The sequence below is a fragment of the Streptomyces sp. PU-14G genome, from assembly GCF_041028275.1.
In the GTDB taxonomy this organism is placed as follows: domain Bacteria; phylum Actinomycetota; class Actinomycetes; order Streptomycetales; family Streptomycetaceae; genus Streptomyces.
The window spans coordinates 1-1,947 of the sequence record NZ_JASKYT010000734.1 but is presented as its reverse complement, the minus strand read 5'-3'; the positions used below and the strand labels follow the sequence as shown (position 1 = coordinate 1,947).

Annotated in this window: 2 protein-coding genes and 1 pseudogene; 1 reads left to right on the top strand and 2 read right to left on the bottom strand. The window is 76.9% G+C overall.

What is annotated here, in order from left to right; genetic code table 11:
- Positions 1-48: 48 nt before the first annotated feature.
- Positions 49-1,041 (bottom strand): hypothetical protein, encoded by a 993-nt coding sequence (locus AB8Z75_RS35045; protein WP_369209195.1) that lies wholly within the window; start codon positions 1,039-1,041, stop codon positions 49-51.
- Positions 1,042-1,156: 115 nt separating this feature from the next.
- Positions 1,157-1,378 carry a hypothetical protein gene (locus AB8Z75_RS35040; RefSeq protein ID WP_369209193.1) on the bottom strand — a complete coding sequence of 74 codons (222 nt, stop codon included), beginning with the start codon at positions 1,376-1,378 and terminating at the stop codon, positions 1,157-1,159.
- A gap of 321 nt (positions 1,379-1,699) precedes the next feature.
- Here AB8Z75_RS35040 and AB8Z75_RS35035 point away from each other — a divergent pair.
- Positions 1,700-1,947: pseudogene (locus tag AB8Z75_RS35035) on the top strand (prepilin peptidase); the annotation flags it as partial.

Below are 1,947 nucleotides of genomic sequence, written 5' to 3'. Positions count from 1 at the left end.
CCGGCGTATCCCACGCCGCGCCCCGACGACGGCGCGACCAGCGCCCCGTCACCGTCCCGCCTCGGCCCCACGCCCGGCAGCGCACTGCCGACCCCGCCCGGTCCGTCCGCGGGGCCGGGCGGCGCCTCCGACTCGCTGGCGGCGGCGTTCCGTTCGGTACGGGCAGGACAGTGCCTGACCGTGCACGGCAACGGGTCGGGCTGGAGCCGCCCGGCGCCCACCGAGGCCACCCGTGTGCCGTGCGGCGACGACGGCGTGCCCGCCCGCCCCGCCGGAGGGCGGCAGCGAGGAGCAGGCCGGCGCCGACATCAGCGCCGCCCGCAGCCGCCCGCGGTCCGACTCGGCCAAAAGGCACTGGTCGGTGCGGAACTGCCGGGTGACGCACAGCGTGGTGTCGCCGTGCGTCCAGGCGGCGCGCCCGTTGCCGGTGGGGCAGGACGTCTCGGTGTCACCGCCGGGCCCGGCGCCGTGGACGGCGGTCACCCGGGTGAGGGCCCGGTCGTCGCCGCACGGCACACGGGTGGCCTCGGTGGGCGCCGGGCGGCTCCAGCCCGACCCGTTGCCGTGCACGGTCAGGCACTGTCCTGCCCGTACCGAACGGAACGCCGCCGCCAGCGAGTCGGAGGCGCCGCCCGGTCCGTCCGCGGGGCCGGTGGCGCCCGGCGCGCGGCCGGGCGGGGTCGGCAGTGCGCTGCCGGGCGTGGGGCCGAGGCGGGACGGTGACGGGGCGCTGGTCGCGCCGTCGTCGGGGCGCGGCGTGGGATACGCCGGGACGCTGCTGGCGCTCGGGGAGGGGCGGGCCGCGGCGCCGTCGGCGGAGCCGGGCGGGCTGACGACCTTGGGCAGGACCAGCGTCGCGAACAGCGCCGTGGCGAGCAGGAGACGGCGTCGTCCACGGCGGGCCGAGGCGGCGGCCTCCTGTTCCCCGGCATCCGCGTCCCTCGGCGCGGGTGGTGGCTGCTCCTCCCCGGCGCGTGGGCCCGTTGTGCCGTCGGGCTGCCGCCCCGTGCCGCCGTCGGCCCGCCGCTGTGCACCGCTCATGCGTCCATGCTTGCGGATCAACGGGTGGCTGGCGAGACCCCGTTGGGAACGAGGGAAGGAATCGTGCGCTACGAGGCGGGGAGACGGAGAGAAGAGATGGCCAAGGCGGCGGCCCTCACGCCGCCTTGACCATCTCGGCATGGACGGCGCGCTGCCACTGGCCGCGCAGCCTGTCCAGTTCGGCGAGAGCTTCCTTCGACCAGAGGGTGCGGCCTGCGACGAAGCTCCTGATGGCGTCGTTGGCCGCGTTGACGGTGAGCTCCGACGCGGTCACCTGGCCCGCGTCGGTCTCCCGGAACCGTCCGGGCTCTCCGGGCCCGGTGGAAGTCGATGTCATGCGGACTACAGTACGGCCCCCCACCGACAGCGGCAGTTGGTTAACGAGGCGCCCCAGGGGGCCGATTGGTGCTGCGCCGCAGGTGTCGGCGCTGTCCCGCTCCGGGGTGCTCCGACCGGGTGTGAGATGAATCGCTCCCGGTGACCTCCGTACGGCGGAGCGAGAGGCGGATCAAGAGGCGGAGCGAGAGGCGATCGAGCGGCGCGTCGGCAGGCTGATCGACCGGTTCGGCGGTTCGGCGGGGGCCGGGCGGCGGGGCCGGCGGCGAGGGCGTGGCCCGGCCCGGGGAGGGCGGCTTCGGCGCCGTCGTAAGCTCGCCGTGTGCCGCTGGAGTGGATAGCGATCGTGGCCGCCGCCGTCTACGGCGCCGCGGCCGGTGCCGTGCTGCCGCGCGCGGCCTACCGGCTCTCCGTCGAGCCCGGACAGCCCTGGCGCGACGCCTGCCCGCGAGGACACCCGCTGGGCGGGGGGATACGCGCGGTGCTCGGCCCCGCCGTGTGCGGCGCCTGTGCSGGGGCGGAAGGACTGGAGGGCCAGGAAGGGCCGGAGGGGCAGGAAGGGTCGAAGGG

Coding starts and splice junctions, on each gene's coding strand:
- AB8Z75_RS35045 (WP_369209195.1), bottom strand. CDS start 1,041: ATGAGCGGTGCACAGCGGCGGGCCGACGGCGGCACGGGGCGGCAGCCC.
- AB8Z75_RS35040 (WP_369209193.1), bottom strand. CDS start 1,378: ATGACATCGACTTCCACCGGGCCCGGAGAGCCCGGACGGTTCCGGGAG.